This window comes from Sphingomonas sp. NFX23, assembly GCF_049887795.1.
Lineage (GTDB): Bacteria > Pseudomonadota > Alphaproteobacteria > Sphingomonadales > Sphingomonadaceae > Sphingomonas.
Genome location: NZ_JAGEKH010000004.1, coordinates 118,633 through 135,791 on the forward strand (window position 1 = coordinate 118,633; position 17,159 = coordinate 135,791).

Annotated in this window: 15 protein-coding genes; 6 read left to right on the forward strand and 9 right to left on the reverse strand. The window is 66.3% G+C overall.

Annotated features, from left to right (window positions below):
- Positions 1-96: 96 nt before the first annotated feature.
- Positions 97-501, forward strand: a complete 405-nt coding sequence (locus J4O76_RS11565) for a hypothetical protein (protein ID WP_426281956.1) — start codon at positions 97-99, stop codon at positions 499-501.
- Between the two features lie 151 nt (positions 502-652).
- Here the strand turns inward: J4O76_RS11565 and trpE are convergent, their stop codons facing one another.
- Both trpE and J4O76_RS11575 read right to left on the reverse strand, forming a co-directional pair.
- Positions 653-2,146, reverse strand: a complete 1,494-nt coding sequence (gene trpE, locus J4O76_RS11570; protein WP_426281957.1) for an anthranilate synthase component I — start codon at positions 2,144-2,146, stop codon at positions 653-655.
- 4 nt (positions 2,147-2,150) lie between these two features.
- Entirely contained in the window at positions 2,151-4,106 is a 1,956-nt protein-coding gene (locus J4O76_RS11575; RefSeq protein ID WP_426281959.1) for a SurA N-terminal domain-containing protein, read from the reverse strand.
- Between the two features lie 150 nt (positions 4,107-4,256).
- Between J4O76_RS11575 and tpiA the strand changes: the two genes are divergently transcribed.
- Both tpiA and J4O76_RS11585 read left to right on the forward strand, forming a co-directional pair.
- Entirely contained in the window at positions 4,257-5,000 is a 744-nt protein-coding gene (tpiA, locus tag J4O76_RS11580; protein ID WP_426281960.1) for a triose-phosphate isomerase, read from the forward strand.
- 167 nt (positions 5,001-5,167) lie between these two features.
- A complete protein-coding gene (locus tag J4O76_RS11585) occupies positions 5,168-5,866 on the forward strand; it encodes a hypothetical protein (RefSeq protein ID WP_426281961.1) in 699 nt (232 codons plus the stop codon).
- Positions 5,867-5,982: 116 nt separating this feature from the next.
- Here J4O76_RS11585 and J4O76_RS11590 read toward each other — a convergent pair whose 3' ends face one another.
- Positions 5,983-7,368 (reverse strand): leucyl aminopeptidase family protein, encoded by a 1,386-nt coding sequence (locus J4O76_RS11590; RefSeq protein ID WP_426281962.1) that lies wholly within the window; start codon positions 7,366-7,368, stop codon positions 5,983-5,985.
- Positions 7,365-8,756: a serine hydrolase domain-containing protein gene (locus J4O76_RS11595; RefSeq protein WP_426281964.1), complete on the reverse strand. Its 1,392-nt coding sequence runs from the start codon at positions 8,754-8,756 to the stop codon at positions 7,365-7,367. Before J4O76_RS11595 ends, J4O76_RS11590 begins: the two co-directional genes overlap by 4 nt.
- Before the next feature lie 167 nt (positions 8,757-8,923).
- Here J4O76_RS11595 and J4O76_RS11600 point away from each other — a divergent pair, with 167 nt between their 5' ends.
- Positions 8,924-9,070: a lmo0937 family membrane protein gene (locus J4O76_RS11600; protein ID WP_107954842.1), complete on the forward strand. Its 147-nt coding sequence runs from the start codon at positions 8,924-8,926 to the stop codon at positions 9,068-9,070.
- Between the two features lie 94 nt (positions 9,071-9,164).
- Here J4O76_RS11600 and rimO read toward each other — a convergent pair whose 3' ends face one another.
- Entirely contained in the window at positions 9,165-10,520 is a 1,356-nt protein-coding gene (rimO, locus tag J4O76_RS11605; RefSeq protein WP_426281966.1) for a 30S ribosomal protein S12 methylthiotransferase RimO, read from the reverse strand.
- A gap of 94 nt (positions 10,521-10,614) precedes the next feature.
- Between rimO and J4O76_RS11610 the strand changes: the two genes are divergently transcribed.
- Positions 10,615-11,757 carry an anhydro-N-acetylmuramic acid kinase gene (locus tag J4O76_RS11610; protein WP_426281968.1) on the forward strand — a complete coding sequence of 381 codons (1,143 nt, stop codon included), beginning with the start codon at positions 10,615-10,617 and terminating at the stop codon, positions 11,755-11,757.
- Positions 11,758-12,049: 292 nt separating this feature from the next.
- Here J4O76_RS11610 and J4O76_RS11615 read toward each other — a convergent pair whose 3' ends face one another.
- From J4O76_RS11615 to J4O76_RS11630, 4 genes are all read right to left on the reverse strand, one after another.
- Positions 12,050-12,376, reverse strand: coding sequence for a hypothetical protein (locus J4O76_RS11615; protein ID WP_136190376.1), 327 nt, complete (start codon positions 12,374-12,376; stop codon positions 12,050-12,052).
- 89 nt (positions 12,377-12,465) lie between these two features.
- Positions 12,466-13,644 carry a vWA domain-containing protein gene (locus J4O76_RS11620; RefSeq protein ID WP_353442901.1) on the reverse strand — a complete coding sequence of 393 codons (1,179 nt, stop codon included), beginning with the start codon at positions 13,642-13,644 and terminating at the stop codon, positions 12,466-12,468.
- 12 nt (positions 13,645-13,656) lie between these two features.
- A complete protein-coding gene (locus J4O76_RS11625) occupies positions 13,657-15,570 on the reverse strand; it encodes a CocE/NonD family hydrolase (RefSeq protein ID WP_426281969.1) in 1,914 nt (637 codons plus the stop codon).
- A 198-nt stretch (positions 15,571-15,768) separates the two neighbouring features.
- Positions 15,769-16,335: a CHAP domain-containing protein gene (locus tag J4O76_RS11630; protein ID WP_056482168.1), complete on the reverse strand. Its 567-nt coding sequence runs from the start codon at positions 16,333-16,335 to the stop codon at positions 15,769-15,771.
- Positions 16,336-16,699: 364 nt separating this feature from the next.
- On the opposite strand from J4O76_RS11630, the gene J4O76_RS11635 reads away from it, so the two are divergent.
- Complete coding sequence (locus tag J4O76_RS11635) at positions 16,700-17,125, forward strand: hypothetical protein (protein ID WP_426281970.1); 426 nt, start codon at positions 16,700-16,702, stop codon at positions 17,123-17,125.
- Positions 17,126-17,159: the final 34 nt, after the last annotated feature.

Here is a 17,159-nt window from a genome sequence, read left to right on the forward strand (position 1 = left end):
GCGTTGGTGGTTACTATATAGCCTGGGTAGGCGACTATCATTCAGTGCGGAGCAATGCTGCATGACGGACGTTATTCGCTCAAAGGAGCCTGATCCATGTTTCGTACCGCCGTCCTCGCCGCACTGATCGCATTCCCCGCCATGGCGTACGCGCAGGAGGCGCAGGTCGACACGCCGCCGCAGCGCATTCGCAGCGTGACGCTGACCGGGGACCAGGCGTGCCCGAAGTCGACCGCGGGTGAAGTCGTGGTGTGTTCGACGCTCGACCAGCCGTATCGCATTCCGAAGCAGTTGCGCGACGACAAGCCGATCGCGGCGCAGAACCAGAGCTGGGTCAATCGTGCGGCGTCGATGGATCAGCTCGGGCGTGTTGCCGGCGGGTTGCCGGATACATGCTCGGCGGTAGGGACTGGTGGCCAGTCGGGCTGCTTCCTGGCGCGGAACAATGCCTATGCCCAGGAGCGCCGTGCGCCGGCTAGCGAGACCACGACTACGCCGTAAGCTTTCCCGTAAGAGATATTTGAGATTTACACCCCCCCGGCGAAGGCCGGGGCCCAGTAAAGGGCGGCGCCAACGGATCGCTGCGCTTAGTTACTACGGCCTTTCCAACTGGGCCCCGGCCTTCGCCGGGGTGGTGATAATGGGCTGTGATCTACTGACCGAAGCCTGGAGCTTTCGCTCGACCGACAGCCTCGCGCGCAGCGGCGAGAATCGCGCCGGCCTTGGCTTCGCATTCGCGTTGTTCGTATTCGGGAATACTGTCCGCGACGATTCCCGCACCGGCCTGGACATTGATCGTGCCGTCCTTCACCACCGCGGTCCGCAGCACGATGCACGAGTCCATCGAGCCGTCGGGCGAGAAATAGCCGACTCCGCCCGCATACGCGCCGCGGCGTTCGGGTTCGAGTTCGGCGATGATTTGGCAGGCGCGGACTTTGGGCGCGCCGCTGACCGTGCCGGCTGGGAAGCCGGCGAACAGCGCGTCGAGCGCGTCCTTGTCGGGGGACAGCGTGCCGACGACGTTCGAGACGATGTGCATGACGTGGCTGTAGAATTCCACGCCGTAGCTGGCTGTCACCTTCACCGAACCCGGCGACGCAGCACGGCCGACGTCGTTGCGGCCGAGATCGAGGAGCATCAGATGCTCCGCGCGCTCCTTGGGGTCAGCGAGCAGGCTGATGCGGTTCGCTTCGTCCTCGGCGGCGGTCTTGCCGCGTGGGCGCGTGCCGGCGATCGGGCGGATCGTGACTTCGTCGTCGCGGACGCGGACGAGGATTTCAGGGCTCGAGCCGATCAGCGCGAAGCCGGGGAGGTCGAGGTGGTACAGGAACGGCGACGGATTGATGCGGCGTAGCGAGCGGTAGAGCTCGAACGGCGGCAGCGCGAACGGCGTGCTGAAGCGCTGCGCGAGCACGACCTGGAAGATGTCGCCGGCGAGGATGTAGTCCTTCGCGGTGGCGACCATCTTGCGGTAGCGGCCTTCGGGGAGCGCTGGCGTGTAGGTCGGTTCGGCGACGTCGGCACGGATCGGCGCGGGGACGGGGGTGCTGGCGAGCTTGGCGGCGACCGCGTCGAGGCGCTCTTCGGCTTCGGTCACGATCGAGTCGGCATCGCGTGCGGGATCGGGCCAGGCCGGCGCGACGAGGTAGAGCGCGTCGGTCAGACGATCGAACACCAGGATGACGGTCGGCCGTACGAAGATCATGTCGGGCAGGCCGAGCGGATCGACCGGCGGCTGTGGCAGGGTCTCGACCAGCCCGATCGTCTCGTAGCCGAAATAGCCGACGAGGCAGGCTAGCGCGCGGGGCAGTTCGGCGGGAACTTCCGCACGACATTCGGCGACCAGTGCGCGCAACGCATCGAGCGTGGGCATCGGGCACGGCGCGAACGTCTCGCGATCGGTTGCCCAGTGGCGGTTGATCTCCGCGCGGTGGCCGTGCGCGCGGAACAGCAGGTCGGGCGCGAGGCCGATCAGGCTGTGGCGGCCGCGGGTCTCGCCGCCCTCGACCGACTCGAGCAGGAAGTCGCCGCGCCCGGGCTCGATCAGCTTCAGCGCGGCGGCGACCGGCGTCTCGGTATCGGCAACCTGACGACGCCAGACGAGCGCGGGACGCCCTTCGGCCAAGGCTTCACGCGCGCTGGTCATGCGATCAGTTGCCCGAGCCGCCCTGGCCGAGCAGGTCGGAACGGACGCGCGCGAGTGCGGACGGGTTGGTCTTCACGCCGACATCGGCGCGGACCGCCTTGGCGAACTGCTCGACATATTCGCGACCGACCGAGCGGGCGATGTTGCCACGCGCCGCCTTGATCGCCGCGTCGTTGCCGGTCGCGTTGCCGCTCTGGACGTTGTCGAGCTTGATGACGAACCAGCCGCTGTCGTCCGGTGCGGCGAGCGTCTTGGCGGTGTTAGGCGCCATGCTGAACATCAGCGCGAGCGCGGGCGGGGCGCCGCGCGGATCGGCGGCGAGTTGCGCACGGGCGGCGGTCAGCGTGCGCGCGGGCGGCATCGGCAGCTTGGTCTGCGCGAGCGACTGCTGGATCGGCATGCCCTTGTTGATGCGCGCAAGCACTTCGCCGGCGACGCGACGCGCGGCTTGGCGCGCGCGATCGGCGGTCACGTCCTTGAGCACCGCGGCGCGAACCTGTGCCAGCGGACGCGGGGCGGAATGGACGACACGACCGAGCGCGACGACTGCGAAGCCGCCATCGGTGCCGACCTGGACCAGCTGCGGGCCGTCGCCATCGGCAGCCTGGAACGCTGCGGCGACGAGCGGCGTAAGCGCAGGGTCGGGCTTGCTGGCGGGATCGTCGGGGTTGATGCCGCTGGCGATCAGCGCGGGCGTGGTGACGGCCGCGAGCTTCTGGTCGGCGATGACTTCGTCGAACGTCGCGTTCTTCGACAGCGAGTCGTCGATCTTGTCGTGGATCGACGAGAGCGCCTCGGCCGACTTCTGGATACCGAGCGCGGCGGCTATTTCGCCACGGACCTGATCGAGCGAACGCGCCGCGACCTTTTCGATCTTGTCGACCTTGGCGACGGTCCAGCCGAGTGGCGTGCGGACCGGGCCGATCACCGCGCCGCTGGCGGCCGCGAAGACGGCATCGGCGACCTGCGCGGACGTCGTTCCGGCATAGGCGGCCTTCTCGACACCGGTCTGGGTCGAGGCTTCGAGACCGGCACCGCGAGCGGCGTCGGCGAGGCTGGCGCCACCTTTCACCTTGGCGGCGATCGCGGCGGCACCGGCCTGGTCGGCGACGACGACCTGCGTGATGTCACGTTTTTCGGTCGCGGCGTAGCGTGCGCTGTCCTGCTGATAGGTCTTGGCGATCTCGGCGTCGGTCGGGACGGCCTGTGCCTTGACGGCTTCGGGCGTGATCATCGCGTAGCGGACGACGCGGCGCTCGGGGACGGTGTAGCGCGCGATGTTGCGCTGATAGAAGGTGTTGAGGTCCGCATCGCTCGGCGCGGGGCCTGCGGGGACGACGGCGGCAGGAATGAAGCCGATCGTGCCGGTGCGCTTTTCGAGCAGCAGCGACGCGTAGGGAAGCGCGAGCTGGCTGGCGACCTGGGTCGCGCCGTTCGAGGGCAGCGTCAGCTGCTGCGCGAACGTGTCACGCTCGATATCGCTGCGGATCTGCGCGTCGGTCAGCTTCCGCTGGGCGAGCACCTGGCGGTAGAGATTCTCGTCGAACTTGCCGGTCGGGCCCTGCAGCGCGGGGATGCTGGCGATCTGGCCGTCGATCGCGCGCTTGCTGACGACCATGCCCTGTGCGCGGCCGAACTGCTCGAGCGCCATGCTGGAGATGATCCGGTCGAGCGTGCCGTCGAAGCCGCCCTGGTTGACGAAGGTCGCCATGTCGAGCGTCGGCTGCTGCTGGCGGAAGCCCTCCATCTCGGTCTGCGCCTGCGTCTTCAGCTGGTTCGCGGTGACGTCCGCCTTGCCGACCTTGGCGACGTCGCCGCCGGTGATCCCGGCACCGCCGGTCATCGAGCTGAGCCCGGTGACGTCACCCGCCGCGAACGCGAGCGCGATCACGCCGAGTACCAGGAACGTGATGATCACGCCGACCTTCGAATGGGTAAGGCGGCGGAAGAAAGCGAGCATGGACAGCCGATCGACAGGGATAGGAACGCGGTTGCTTTACGGGGGCGAGGGCGGCTCTTCAAGTCGGGCGCGCAACGTTGCTTGGGGTTGTGCGGGGTTGTGCGGGGCGGGTGCGGCGCTATCGCTGGGCAAAACACTCGGGAGATGACGATGCGGCGTAAGCTTGTAGCCGGAAACTGGAAGATGAACGGGTCGCGCGCGGCGCTGGCCGAGCTCGATACGATCGCTGCGGCAGCGGCCGCCGCGCCGGGCGTCGATGTCGCGGTGGCGGTGCCGTTCACGCTGATCGACGCGGCGTCGCAGCGCGTACCGGGGTTGGCGATCGGCGCTGAGGATGTGCACGAGGCGGATTCGGGCGCGCATACCGGGTGCGTGTCGGCGTCGATGGTCAAGGAAGTCGGCGCGCGCTTCACGATCGTCGGCCATTCCGAGCGTCGCGCGGACCAGCACGAGACCAGCCATGACGCCTGGGCGAAGGCGGCGGCGGCGCGGCGGCAGGGGCTGAACGTGATCCTGTGCTGCGGCGAGACCGAGGCGGAACGCGATGCGGACCGTGCAGAACGTGTCGTGCAGGCGCAGATCGAGAAGTCGGTGCCGGACAATGCGGACGGAAGCTGGTTCACGCTGGCCTATGAGCCGCGCTGGGCGATCGGGACGGGTCGCACGCCGACGCTGGACGAAATCGCGGCGATCCACGCGATTGCGCGTGCGAAACTGCGGATGCTGATCGGCGATGCGGCGGCCGGGGTGCGAATCCTGTACGGCGGGTCGGTGACGGGGGCGAATGCAGCGTCGATTCTCGATACGCCGAATGTCGACGGGGCGCTGGTCGGTGGCGCTAGCCTGACCGCGGAGAAGTTCGTGCCGATCATCGAGGCAGCGGCGGGGTTGTGACGGGCGGTCCGGTCGATCTTGATCCTGATCTGGACGTTTATGATCCGGATCTCGGGTAGAGCGTGTTAAGTCTCGATAAACATGGCGGTCTTATGGTCCGTGAAACGATTCGACGGCCAAGTTTCGGGCCGGGACTTTGATCGGACAACTTCGGTGCGAGGGTTGATATGGCCAGGTGGTTTCCCGGTTGCGTGAGTGCCTCGCTGATCGCGAGCGCCGTCCTGTGTCCGATCGCTGCGCGCGCGGAGACGCCGCGCGAGTTGCTGACGCAGGCCGGGTTCGTCGACCGCGATCGTAATGTCGCGCTGGCGCGGATCGACCGGGCGGCGGCGGCGGCGGGGCAGGCGCTGAGCCGCTCGCCCAACGATGCCGAGGCCGCGATCATGCAGGCGATGGCGAAAGGGTATCGCGCCAAGCTGCTCGGCAACCGGAGCGAGGCGATCGCCGCGCGGAGGCAATATGAGGCGCTGGTCGTCCGCTATCCGCGCAATGCGGAGGCGCAGGCGGCGCTTGGCGCGTGGCATGTCGGGGTGATCGCGAAGCTCGGGCGGTTCGTCGGGCGTGCGGTCGCGGGGGCGCAGAAGGCGACCGGGTTCGAGGCTTTGGACAAGTCGGTGGCGCTGGGTGGCAATCGCGCGATGTTTGCAGGGCTTGCCGGGTTGTTGCGGCTGGAGCTGGATCCGAACGATGCTCGGGGACGGGCTTTGGTCGAGACGGCGAGCAAGGCGCCGACGCCGACTGCGATCGACGGATATGTGCGCAAGGCTGCGGTGGCGGTGCTGGTGCCGTTGCGGGCTGGCGATGCGAATGCGACGAAGGCTCTGGCGGACAAGTTGCTTCCGTTCGGGCAATTCGCGACGAGTTGACGTCGTCTTCGCTTGCGCTGTTCTAAGCACCAGCTTGTTCCCCCGCGGAGGCGGGGGCCCAGGATCTCACAGGCTGACGTCCGTGACCCTGGACCCCCGCCTCCGCGGGGGAACGGCTAGGCGCCGTACCGCTTCGCCAACATCGCGAACGTCGCGCGAAGGGCGTAAGCCTCGCCGCCCTTAGGCCGCCCCGGCTTGGCGGACGGCCGCCATGCGAACACGTCAAGATGCGCCCACGCCGCGGTCTTCGGCACGAACCGCCGGAGAAACAGCGCGGCGGTGATCGCGCCCGCGAACCCGCCATCGGGGGCGTTGACCATGTCGGCAATGTCGGACTTGAGCATCTCGTCATAGCCGTTCCAGAGCGGCAGCCGCCACATCTGGTCGTTCTGTTCCAGCCCCGACGCGAGCAGGTCCGCCGCGAGCGATTCGTCGTCGGTGAACATCGGCGGAAGGTCCGGGCCGAGCGCGACACGCGCTGCGCCAGTGAGCGTTGCGAAGTCGAGGATCAGCTCCGGGTTGCTCTCGCCCGCCTTGGTCAGCGCGTCGCCGAGCACGAGGCGACCTTCCGCGTCGGTGTTTGTGTTCTCGACCGTCAGGCCCTTGCGCGTGGCCAGCACGTCGCCGGGGCGGAAGGCGTTGCCGGCGATGGAGTTCTCGACCGCGGGAATCAGGAGGTGGAGGCGGACCGGGAGTTTGGCGGCCATCACCAGGCTCGCGAGCGCCAGGGCATGCGCCGCGCCGCCCATGTCCTTCTTCATCAGTCGCATGCCGGCCGACGGCTTGATGTCGAGCCCGCCGGTGTCGAAGGTGACGCCCTTGCCGACCAGTGCGATGCGGGGGTGCGACGGGTCGCCCCATTCGAGTTCGATCAGCCGTGGCGCGCGGTCCTTGCTCGCGGCTTGGCCGACCGCGTGGATCATCGGGTAGCCGGTCGCGAGCGCATCGCCGCGCGTGGTGGTGACGGTCCCGCCGTGGCGTTTGGCGAGCGTCTCGGCAGCGGCTTCCAGGTCGGCGGGGCCCATGTCGGAGGCGCCGGTGTTGACGAGGTCGCGGACGAGCGCGGTGGCTTCGGCGAGGCGGATTGTCTCGTCGATATGCGCGGCGTCGGTGGTCAGGAGCACGCGCGGGCCGGTTGCGTCGGGCTTCACGTACCGCGTGAACTGGTGCTGGGCGAGCATCCAGCCGAGCCCGGCCGCGCCGACCGGGCCTTCGGCGAGACGATAGGTGCCCGCGGGTAACGACGCGCCGAGCGAGGCGATCCGCCACCGCGACGTCACGGCTTCGTTGCAGACCAGGAGCATCGACCAATCTTCCGCGGTCTCGCCGGGCAGCACCGCGCGGTCGCCGGGCTTGCCGGTCAGGCGGTGCGCGGCGATCGTCGTGCGGACGCGCTGCGACTGTTTCGCGAGCCAGCCTTCATAGGCGTCGGGGTGGACGACGTGGATCGTCCGTGCGGGCTGGCTGCGGTCGGGTTGGAGCATCGAGGCGAAGTCGGTCATTGTGCGGGCGCCACCAAAAGTTGTTCGTATCGGCCGCTCGCGCCGGGTTCGGCATAGGTGCTGAGCGAGAGCGTGCGGTCGGGATAGGTGATGCGGTAGGTGCGGTTGACGAAGCCGCCGCGCAAGCGGGTCTTGCCGGTTTGTGCGAATGCAGTGGGCTCGCCGAGTACGCCGAGGCTGGCCTTGTAGTCGGCGAGCGCGACGGGCTTGAAGTAATAGTTGGCGTCTTCGGTCAGCCCCTTGCGGTCGAGCGTGCCGGTGCGGAGCTGGTCGTAGACCGTGCGGGCGCGGGCGAGCGCGGCGGTGTCTTCGGCATTGGCGGGTGCGGTAGGCAGGACGATCTTGGCAACGCCCGCGGCGATCCGGCCCGTTGCGTCGCTGAACCAGCTGTTGGTGAGGACGACGATGGCCGCCTTGTCGTCGGGGTAGACGGTGTTCTCGGACAGGAAGCCGACCGCTTCGCCGCTGTGCTCGACATAGCGGCGGCCGTTCGCGCTGCCGGTGAACACGCCGAGGCCGTAGCCGTTGCTCGACCCGTCAGCGAGTTTGACCGGCGTTTCCTGCGCAGCCCAGTCGTCGGCAGGGAGCGTGGTGCGGTTGAGGCGCGCGACGTCCCATTTGGCGAGGTCTTCGGCGCTCATCGAGAGTTCGCCGGCGGCGTAGAGCCAGCCGTCCGCGCTCGGCGTCTCGGGGCGAACCGGGCCGAGGGCGAAGCGGCCATAGCCTTGCGGGTAGGCTTTGCCGATCGCCTTGTCCTGGTCGAGTGCGCGGATGTCGAGCGGCTTGAAGATGCGTTGCTGGAGGAAGGTGAGGAGAGGCTCTTTCGCGACCTTCTCGACGATCAGCCCGGCGACGACGTAGCCCGTGTTGGAATATTGCCACTGCGTACCGGGCTGGAAATCGAGCTGCTTCTTGGCCCAGCGATCGACGATCTGCTGCGGCGTGACGGGCTTTGCCATCGCCGCGAAACTGTAATCCTGCGGCCAGTAATCCTGGAGGCCCGACGTGTGGCTGAGCAGCTGGCGGATCGTGATGCGGTCGCCGCCGGTGATGCCGGGAATGTATTTCGCGACGGTGTCGTCGAGGCTGAGCTTGCCTTCGTCTTCGAGCAGCAGGATCGCGGCGGCGGTGAACTGCTTGGAGATCGAGGCGATCTGGTAGGGGAGCTTGGGGTCCGCGACGGCGATCGCCTCGGACGGTTTGCCATACGCCTTGGCAAACACGATCCGGCCGCCGCGGACTACGGCGATCGAGGCTGAGGGCACACCGGTATCGCCGAGCGCGCCGGTGACCAGCGTGTCGATCTGCGCGGTTTCGGTGGGGGTGAGCGACTGCGCGATGGCGGGGGCCGGGAGAAGCGCGGCGACGGCGAGAAGACGGAGGATCATGGCGCGCAACGAAGCAGAACCGGCGTGCGCGCGCAACGCCCACGATTTTTATTCCGTGGCGGTTGAAGGAGTTAGGCTAGGGCAGAAATGTTGACGGAACACGCCGTGTTACACGCACGTTTCATCGTCCGACCGGGAGCCTTTTTTACGTCTTAGGGGACACAACCATGCTGTACACCATCGCCGTCATCCTGCTGATCCTCTGGCTGGCAGGCTTCGCCTTCCATGTCGCAGGCGGGCTGATCCACATCCTGCTGGTGATCGCGGTCATCGTCGTTCTGGTGAAGCTGTTCACCGGTCGCAACGTCGTCTGACTTTGGTTCTCCTGCGGACGCAGGAGTCCAGGGTTACGGGCGGTATCGCTCCGGACCCTGGGCTCCCGCTTTCGCGGGAGAACAGTAAGCGGGGTTAGGCGACGGGCACGCCATAAAGGTCGTGATCGTCAGCGTCTTCGATCGTGACTGGGACGATGTCGCCGACCGTCAGGTGGCACGCGTCGCGGAGGAAGACCTCGCCGTCGATCTCGGGCGCATCCGCCTGTGAGCGGCCGGTGGCGCCTTCTTCGTCGACCGCGTCGATGATGACGTCGAGCGTGCGGCCGATCTTGGCCTGCAACTTCGCCGCGGAGATTGCCGCGGTCTTTTCCATGATGCGGGCGTAGCGCTCTTCCTTGAGCTCTTCGGGCACATGGTCGGGCAGCAGGTTAGCCGCCGCCCCTTCGACCGGCTCGAAGCGGAATGCGCCGACGCGGTCGAGTTGCGCCTCGTCGAGCCAGTCTAGCAGATACTGGAAATCCTCCTCGGTCTCGCCGGGGAAACCGACGACGAAGGTCGAGCGGATCGTGATGTCGGGTGCGATCGTCCGCCAGTTGTGGATGCGCTGGAGCACCTTCGCATCGTTGCCGGGACGCTTCATCCGGCGCAGCACCGATGGCGACGCGTGCTGGAACGGGATGTCGAGATACGGCAGCACGAGGCCTTCCGCCATCAGCGGGATGACGTGGTCGACGTGCGGATACGGGTAGACGTAGTGAAGGCGGACCCACGGCGCGATCTTGCCGAGTTCGCGCGACAGGTCGGTCATGTGCGCGCGGACGTCTCGGGCTTCGTTGCGGGACATCGGGCCGCCGGTCTTCACCGGCCAGCTGGCGTGGCGGAGGTCGACGCCGTACGCCGACGTGTCCTGGCTGATGACCAGCAGTTCCTTGGTGCCGGCTTCGACCAGCTTTTCGGCCTCGCGAAGGATAGCGTCGGGGCGGCGGCTGACGAGGTCGCCGCGCAAGGACGGGATGATGCAGAACGAGCAGCGATGGTTGCAGCCCTCCGAGATCTTCAGATAGCTGTAGTGGCGCGGGGTCAGCTTCAGGCCGGCATCGGGGATCAGGTTGAGGAATGCGGACGGCGGCATCGGGGCAGCCTCGTGGACCGCGCCGACGACCTGCTCGTATTCGTGCGCACCGGTGATCGCGAGGACCTGCGGGAAGCGCGCGCGGATCGCGTCGGCTTCCTTGCCCATGCAGCCGGTGACGATGACGCGGCCATTCTCGGCGATGGCCTCGCCGATCGCCTCGAGGCTTTCCTCCTTGGCGGAATCGAGGAAGCCGCAAGTGTTGACGAGGACGATGTCGGCGCCGGCATAATCGGGCGACATCTGATAGCCGTCGCCGCGGAGCTGCGTGAGGATCCGCTCGCTATCGACGAGGTTCTTCGGACAGCCGAGCGAGACCATGCCGATCTTCGGCGGGGAGGGGAGTGTTGTTGCCATGAAGCCCGCGCACATAGGCGCAAAGTTCGGTTTTTTCTAGGCGGTGGAAAATGCATCCGCCATGGGTGGGGAGATTGCGCGGGAAGGAACCGATATGCTGGCGATTGGACTGATGTCGGGGACGTCGCTCGACGGGATCGACGCGGCGTTGATCGAGACCGACGGCGAGGCGTTCGTGCGGCCGATCGCGTTTCGTGGCGAGCCTTATTCGGATGCGGCGCGGGCGCAGTTGGCGGAAGCTACGCGGATGGCGCTGACGTTCGACAAGCCGCGGGCCAGTCCGCCGGTGGTCGCGGCGGGGGAGCTGATTACGCGCGCGCATGTGTTTGCGGTGCACAAGTTGCTGGCGGACGCGGGGGTTGCGGCGGCGGATGTCGACGTGATCGGTTTCCACGGGCAGACGATCGCGCATCGGCCCGATCGGCGCTGGACGTGGCAGATCGGCGATGGGGCTGCGGTCGCTCGGGCGACCGGGATCACGACGGTGTCGGATTTTCGGTCTGCGGATGTGGCGGCTGGCGGGCAGGGGGCTCCGTTGCTGCCGGTGTATCATGCGGCGCTGGCGGCGAGGCTGGAGGGACCGGTTGCGGTGCTGAATCTTGGCGGGGTGGGGAACATCACCTTCATTCCTGGCGGGCGCGACATGCATGATTCGCGCGAGATGTCGCCGGAGCGGGCGCAGATGATGGATCGCGATGGGCTGGTGGCGTTCGATACCGGGCCGGCGAATGGGTTGATCGATAGCTGGGTCGAGGCGGAGACCGGCGCACGGTATGATGCCGGGGGGGCGTTGGCGGCGTCTGGGCGGGTAGACGAGACGGTGTTGACGGCGATGCTGGACCATCCGTTTTTCGATGCTCCTCCGCCGAAGTCTTTGGATCGGAATGACTTTACGATCCAGCCGGCTCGGGGGTTGTCGGCTGCGGACGGCGCGGCGACTTTGACGGCGTTTACGGCCGCTACCGTGGCTGAGGCTATGCGGCATTTGCCGGCTCGGCCGGTGCGGTTGCTGGTTGCGGGGGGTGGTCGGCATAATCCGACTATGCTGGCGATGATCGCCGCGCGGACCGGGTTGGTGGTTGAGCCTACCGATGTGCTCGGGTGGAACGGCGATGCGCTGGAGGCCGAGGGGTTCGCGTATATGGCGGTGCGGACGTTGAAGGGCCTGGCTATTAGTTTTCCGGGGACGACGGGCGTGCCGGTGGCGATGAGTGGTGGAGTTGTGGATCGGGTTTGAGTGCTTTTCGCCTGACGCTTGCCCTTTTTTAAGAAGAAAGCTTGTTCTCCCGCGAAGGCGGGAGCCCAGCCTGGGCTCCCGCCTTCGCGGGAGAACAAGGAAGTGCAAGCCCGTCCGGTGTTGCATCTCCACCCCGGCGGAGGCCGGGGCCCAGTTGGGGGACGTTGCTAACTGAGGCTGCACCCCACCACTGCGACCTTTCCAACTGGGCCCCGGCCTTCGCCGGGGTGGTGCAGGGTGGAGTGGGCGGCGGCCTCGTATTCTCGTATTTTCGTATTTTCGTATTGATGTATCAGTGCGGCTTCTTCGCCTTGGCCGGCTTCTTCGGCTCGGGCTTCTTTGCCGGTGCCTTCTTCTCCGCCGCATCCTTCGCGCGCAACGCAGGCGCTGCGATCGCCGCTGCAATACCCGCGATCACCGTCGCGCCAACCGCAATCGCGGTCTTCGGGTGCGACTTCACCGCATCCGTTGCCGTCGCGAGGCCAGCCTTGGCCGCGTCGGTCGCATCCTCGACCCAGTCGCTGGTCGCCGCGGTCTTCTTCGCGTCCGGCTTCGGCTTGTGGTCGTCGTCGTGATGGACCTTGGCGTGCGGCATGGCGGAGTTTGGGATCGACGACATAGGGCTTGTCCTTCGGTAAGGGATGATGCCCGATAAACCGACCGCGTCCGTGACGGTTCCGTTACGGTCAGCCGCTTACCGCGCCAAACTCACCGTTTCCGCGTCAGTTCGCGCATCGCGTCGTCGAGCCCGGCGAGGCTCAGGGGGTACATCCGGTCGGTCATCAGTTCGCGGATGATCCGCACCGACTGCGAATAGCCCCATTGCGCCTCGGGCACCGGGTTGAGCCACGCCGCCGCCGGATAGGTGTTGGTCAACCGCTGCATCCAGACCGCGCCCGGCTCCTCGTTGAAATGCTCGACCGAGCCGCCGGGGTGGGTGATCTCGTACGGGCTCATCGACGCGTCGCCGACGAAGATCAGCTTGTAGTCGTGGCCGTATTTGTGGAGCAGGTCCCACATCGGCGTACGCTCGGCGAAGCGCCGCGTATTGTCCTTCCACACGCCTTCGTACGGGCAATTGTGGAAGTAGAAGAATTCGAGGTTCTTGAACTCGGTCGTCGCGGCGGAGAACAGTTCCTCGCAGAGCTTGACGAACGGGTCCATCGAGCCGCCGACGTCGAGGAACAGTAGCAGTTTCACCGCATTGCGGCGTTCGGCGCGCATGACGATGTCGAGATAGCCCTGCCGTGCGGTGCCGGCGATCGTGCCGTCGATGTCGAGTTCGTCGGCGGCGCCGTCGCGCGCGAAGCGGCGCAGGCGGCGGAGTGCCACCTTGATGTTGCGGGTGCCGAGTTCCTTGGTGTTGTCGAGGTTGCGGAACTCGCGCTGGTCCCAGACTTTCAGTGCGCGCTTGTGCGTGCTTTCGCCACCGATGCGGACGCCTTCGGGGTTGTAGCCGCCGTTTCCATACGGGCTCGTGCCGCCCGTGCCGACCCATTTGCTGCCGCCCTGGTGGCGTTCCTTCTGCTCCTCGAGGCGTTTCTTGAGAGTCTCCATGATCTCGTCCCACGAGCCGAGCGACTTGATGGCGGCCATCTCCTCGGGGGTCAAGAATTTCTCGGCGACCGCCTTCAGCCAGTCCTCGGGCACTTCACCGGCGGGCGTGCCGTAGCTGGTGGCGAGTCCGCGAAAGACCTTGGCGAAGACCTGGTCGAACTTGTCGAGCAGCCCCTCGTCCTTCACGTATACCGCGCGGGAGAGGTAGTAGAAATCCTCGGGCGTCCGCTCGATCACCTCGGCGTCGAGCGCCTCGAGCAGGATGAGGTGCTCCTTGAGGCTAGCGGGGATGCCGGCGCTGCGGAGTTCGTCGAGGAAGTTCAGGAACATGAGATCACTCCGTCACTTCGCCGCGGCGATCGGCAGTTCGATCGCGCTGGGCTGCGCGGCCGAGTGGAAGACGCTGATCGTGGCCTTGCGGTAGTCGGCGGGCTTGGCGTCGAAGATGTTGGCGACGTAGGTCTGCGGGTTGCGGTCGTAGAGCGGGAACCAGCTCGACTGGACCTGCACCATGATCCGGTGGCCGGGGAGGAAGACGTGGTTGGCGTTGGGTAGCACGACGCGGAAATGCGTGGGCTGGCCGGCGACGATCGGGGTCGGCTTCTCGAAGCCGTCGCGGTAGCGGCCGCGCAAGATGTCCATCGAGACGGCGAGCTGGTAGCCCCCCATCTCGGGCTTGTCGGAATATTCGGCAGGGTAGACGTCGATCAGCTTCACCACGAAATCGCCGTCGGTGCCGGTGGTGCTGGCGATCAGGTCCGCGACTGGCGCGCCGGCGATCGCGACCGGGCTGGTCAGCGGCGGTGTCTGGTAGGTGAGGACGTCGGTGCGGTCGGAGAACGGGCGCTGGTCGTCGACCAGCCATTGCCGCCAGGTCGAGCCGGTCGCGTAGGTCGGGCGGATCGGGCGGAGGCGGTACGGGATCGGCTTGGCGGGATCGGAGATATAGTCGTCGTGGCCGTCCTGCGCGGGGGCGGTGGCGCCGAGACCGCTGGCGGGCTGGAAGTAGAGTTTCTGCGTGGCGGTCGAGTTCGGCCAACCGGCTAGCGCCTGCCACTGGTTGGTGCCGGTCTGGAACGCGGTGACGGTAGGGAGCGCGGGCGGTGTCGCGCCGGTCTTCAGCGCGCCGTTCAGGAACGGGAGCAGGACGTTCTTGCGGAACCAGAGCGCGGTGTCGGCATCGAAGCGGATCGCGCCGAGCGTCGAGCCGTCACCGTTTGCGCCGCCATGCGCCCAAGGGCCTAGCGCGAGGTGGTTGACGTGGTTGGGGTCGACTTTCGATACGGCTTCGTAGGCTGCGACTGCGCCGTAGATGTCCTCCTGGTCCCATTGGCTGGCGACCCAGAGCGTCTGCACGGTCTGTGGCTGCTTCGGCAGGATCGTCTCGAGCGCTTGGCCCTGCCAGAACGCGTCGTAGGTCGGGTGATCGTGAAGGCGGTTGACGAACGGCAGCTGTTCGAGCCCGCGGCTCTTCACGAACGCGCTGGCGGATCCGGCGCGCAGGAATGTGTCGTAATCGTCGTAGGCATCGCGCCAGAGGTCGCCGGCTTCACCCTTCGCGGCGTCCTGCGTGTAGTAATAATCGTAGCCGATCTGGCGGAACGCGCCGCCGTGGAAGTCGTCGTCGCCCTTCCAGGTGTTGATCACCGGGTTCATCGGGACGGCGGCTTTCAGCGCAGGATGCGGGTTCACCAGCGCCATCGCCGCCATCATGCCGTCGTAGCTGCCGCCGATGATGCCGACCCGGCCGTTGCTGTTCTTGAGGTTCTTCACAAGCCAGTCGATCGTGTCGTAAGCGTCGGTGGAGTGATCGACTTTCGTTTTGTTGAGCGGGCCGATCAGCGGGCGTTCGTTGATGTACGCGCCGTTCGAGCCGTTCTTGCCGCGGACGTCCTCGAACACGCGGATATAGCCCGCGTCGAAGAACATCGCGTCGGATGCGCGGAGGTTCATCGCGCCGCTCGGGCTGGAGGATCGGCTGGCGACGCTTTCGGCGTTGTAGGGTGTGCGCTGGAGCAGGATCGGGGCGTCGGTGACGCCCTTGCGCTGGACGATGACCGCGTGGAGCGTGACGCCGTCGCGCATCGGGATGTCGACCTCGCGGCGGTCGAAGTCGAAGGTGGCGTTGGCGGGGACGAACTTGGCGGGGATGTCGCCACCGGGGGGCGGGGACTTTTCCTTCTGCGCGCCGACGATCGCGGGAGCGGTGGTCGCGAGCAAGGCCAGCGTGAACGTCGTAAGAGCCTTGAACCGCATCGCTATCCTCACCGTCTTTTCGGATACGGTGGTGGCACGGTTTGGCAGGTGGCGGCAATCCATTCGCACCGTCATCCTGACGAATCACGCCGTCATCCTGACGAAAGTCAGGATCCAGAGCCATGACGGGCGGCGTGCGTAACCCTGGATCCTGACTTTCGTCAGGATGACGGGGGCGTTGGTCCGACGGGAACGAGATTAGCGGGCGATGGGCTCGCCGCTTACCGGCACATACGCGTCGATCAGCGCACCGACATAATCCGGGTTCCGGCTCGTCAATTCAGCGGCGGCGTGCGCATGACCGTAGATGAAGCCGTACACCGGATACACCCCGCCGCCGAGGCCGTCGACGTCCTTGTACCAGACCTTCACGTCGCTCCAGTCGTTGTTGCGCGAGACGTCGAACAGCGTGACGTCCTGCTCGGCATGGCCGCGCTCGCCGTTCTGGCGTGACCAGTTGGCGTGGGTGAGCATGACGACGCGCTTCTCGACCACCCGACTGACGACCGCGACGTGGCCGAACGGCAGGCGCGGGGTCTTGGCGAACACGATCACCGCGCCTTCCTTGGGCTTGTGCGTGCGTTCGTATTTTCCGTCGGCCTGCTCCCACCAGGTCCAGGCGTTGCCGTAGATCTGGATGCCCGACGCGGCGCGCGCGAAGGGGACGCACTGGCCGACATAGTCGAGCAGAGAGGCGGATGCGGGGGCGGCCATGCCGATTGCCAGCAGTGCCGGCGCCCAACGACGGAAAGCATACAATCTCATGCCGTCACCTTGCCGGACAGGTATGGCATTATTGTTGCCGCAGATGGTTAATGTGCATCAATATCCAATCCGTCGGACTTTGCCGCGATCTGCTCGCCAATCGCCGTGACCGTCTCGACGAATTGCGGTCACAATGGCGCCGAATAGCTGAACGGACGGTGACGTCGATCCTGTTGATTCAAATACGTATAGTTCTCGAACACGGCCCACGAAAACTGCGGCGTCGTGCAATAACTCCGAAGTGGTCGCGTATCGACGGACCGATTCCAGGATTTGCGTTCAAAGAGGCTAGGTGGTTCCCCGATCGGAATACTTCGCTTGTCCGACTGAGTGATCACGGTTTCACCATAAAAGGATTGTGATCATGTCGGTCGATATCAGCGATACAATCGATGCAGGCGCCGCAGAAGCGCTGCTGGGCAAGGCTGTAGACTGGAAGCAGTATGACGGATTGCGCGTTACATCGCACACCAGCGGGGCAGTCTATCTGGTGATGTGGGGCCAGCTTCACTGGATCCCGGATGCCGCGACCTTCAATAGCGTGTTCAAGGACTGGAACGGGATCGTCAACAGCGATTACATCGTCGACAACATGCCGAAGGCGTTGTCGCTGGCACCCGGTTCGTTCATCGCGATCAGCGGAGCGTCGCCGGCGTGGTATTTCGTGACGCTCGGCAAGAAGTTGCACATCCCCGATCCAGCGACGGTGAATCGCTTCAACTTCCGCAGCCCGATCTCGCTGCCGCATCTGGCGCTGGACTATATCCCGACGGGTCCGAACGTCACGTAACGCTCGAACTATCGGACCGGCGGCGGTGCTCATG

Coding starts and splice junctions, on each gene's coding strand:
- J4O76_RS11600 (WP_107954842.1), top strand. CDS start 8,924: ATGCTGTACACCATCGCCGTCATCCTGCTGATCCTCTGGCTGGCAGGC.
- J4O76_RS11565 (WP_426281956.1), top strand. CDS start 97: ATGTTTCGTACCGCCGTCCTCGCCGCACTGATCGCATTCCCCGCCATG.
- trpE (WP_426281957.1), bottom strand. CDS start 2,146: ATGACCAGCGCGCGTGAAGCCTTGGCCGAAGGGCGTCCCGCGCTCGTC.
- J4O76_RS11615 (WP_136190376.1), bottom strand. CDS start 12,376: ATGTCGTCGATCCCAAACTCCGCCATGCCGCACGCCAAGGTCCATCAC.
- rimO (WP_426281966.1), bottom strand. CDS start 10,520: ATGGCAACAACACTCCCCTCCCCGCCGAAGATCGGCATGGTCTCGCTC.
- tpiA (WP_426281960.1), top strand. CDS start 4,257: ATGCGGCGTAAGCTTGTAGCCGGAAACTGGAAGATGAACGGGTCGCGC.
- J4O76_RS11620 (WP_353442901.1), bottom strand. CDS start 13,644: ATGTTCCTGAACTTCCTCGACGAACTCCGCAGCGCCGGCATCCCCGCT.
- J4O76_RS11625 (WP_426281969.1), bottom strand. CDS start 15,570: ATGCGGTTCAAGGCTCTTACGACGTTCACGCTGGCCTTGCTCGCGACC.
- J4O76_RS11585 (WP_426281961.1), top strand. CDS start 5,168: ATGGCCAGGTGGTTTCCCGGTTGCGTGAGTGCCTCGCTGATCGCGAGC.
- J4O76_RS11635 (WP_426281970.1), top strand. CDS start 16,700: ATGTCGGTCGATATCAGCGATACAATCGATGCAGGCGCCGCAGAAGCG.
- J4O76_RS11575 (WP_426281959.1), bottom strand. CDS start 4,106: ATGCTCGCTTTCTTCCGCCGCCTTACCCATTCGAAGGTCGGCGTGATC.
- J4O76_RS11630 (WP_056482168.1), bottom strand. CDS start 16,335: ATGAGATTGTATGCTTTCCGTCGTTGGGCGCCGGCACTGCTGGCAATC.
- J4O76_RS11595 (WP_426281964.1), bottom strand. CDS start 8,756: ATGATCCTCCGTCTTCTCGCCGTCGCCGCGCTTCTCCCGGCCCCCGCC.
- J4O76_RS11610 (WP_426281968.1), top strand. CDS start 10,615: ATGCTGGCGATTGGACTGATGTCGGGGACGTCGCTCGACGGGATCGAC.
- J4O76_RS11590 (WP_426281962.1), bottom strand. CDS start 7,368: ATGACCGACTTCGCCTCGATGCTCCAACCCGACCGCAGCCAGCCCGCA.